The 1380-nt window shown below is 50.7% G+C and carries 1 protein-coding gene; it reads left to right on the top strand.

The window, feature by feature from the left end:
• The first annotated feature begins 113 nt into the window (after positions 1-113).
• Entirely contained in the window at positions 114-1337 is a 1224-nt protein-coding gene (locus tag NFU07_RS17620) for an ISL3 family transposase (RefSeq protein ID WP_251480591.1), read from the top strand.
• The last annotated feature ends 43 nt before the right edge of the window (positions 1338-1380 follow it).

Below are 1380 nucleotides of genomic sequence, written 5' to 3' on the forward strand. Positions count from 1 at the left end.
GGTTCTACACTAAATGTTGGGGTGTTCACACAATTCAACCCAAAAAAAGGCACGCAATCTCCAATTTCTTTTATACTTGAAATGTCGAGTAACAAGTAAAAAAGAGGAGACGCGTGCACATGAATTTTACCATGAATATTCCCGGTTTAAAAGATGTAATCATCACAAAAATGGAACAGGTGGAGGACCGTGTAGCCCTGCATGTGGAGCTGGAGGTGCGACCTCACCGTTGCCCGCACTGCCAGGAGAAGACCCGGCGCGTCCATGATTACCGGATCCAGAAGATCAAGCACCTCAAATGGTTTGAACGCCTGACCTACCTGTTCTACAAAAAGAGACGCTACGTATGCGAGGCATGCGGCAAGAAGTTCGCCGAACAGAACACGTTCATCGAGCGTTACCAGCGGTTCTCCAAAGAATGGAACCAGGCCGTCCAGGTGCGCAGCGTCAAGGCGAAAACATTCAAGGAAGTGGCCGGGCAATACGGCGCTTCCGCTTCGACCATCGTCCGGCGTTTCGACATGGTGGCGCTGCAGGAAGTCGCGGAAACCGCAAAACTGCCACGCGTCATCGCCATAGATGAATACAAAGGCGACACCCGTGAAGGAAAGTACCAGCTGATTATCGCCGATGGCGAAACGAGAGAACCCATCGATATCCTGCCCAACCGGAAAAAAGAGACCATCAAACAGTATCTCCAACAGCACGGGGCGGCGGTGGAAATCGTCATCATGGACATGAGCCCTTCCTTTAAAGCTGCGGTCCGCCAAGCACTTGGCAAACCGGTGATTGTCGCCGACCGCTTCCATTTCTGCCGGTACATCTACTGGGCACTGGACGGGGTCCGCCGGCGCGTACAGAAAAATTGGAACGACTATGACCGCAAAAAGGGCAAACGGATGCGCTATGTCTTTTACAAAAACAGCGCAAAGCTGACGGAAGAGGACCGTTGGTATTTGAAGCGGTATCTCGGAATGTCCAATGAGCTCAAACGGGCTTACGAACTGAAGGAAGCGTATTGCGTCTGGTTCCAGGCAAGCAAAAAAAGAAGCCCTGAGGAAATCCTCAAGACCAAAGAAGCGTTACTGGAATTTTATCAACGGGTGGAAGAAGCAGCCATTCCCGAGTTCCGGAAAGCCATCGGTACGTTCCGGAATTGGCAAACCGAGATCTTGAACAGTTTCGCGTTCCCGTATTCCAACGGTTTTTTGGAAGGCATCAACAACCTGACGAAAGTCATCAAGCGCAATGCGTTCGGTTTCCAAAACTTCGGACGTGCCCGCGCGAAAATATTACTGACACACAAGTACAAGAAGTTGGGAGTTCACGTAGGTTAGGGTGAGGAGAAATTCATCTCACCCCAACATTTGACGGAGAACC

This window comes from Planococcus sp. NCCP-2050, from assembly GCF_023708025.1.
Taxonomy (GTDB): Bacteria; Bacillota; Bacilli; order Bacillales_A; family Planococcaceae; genus Planococcus.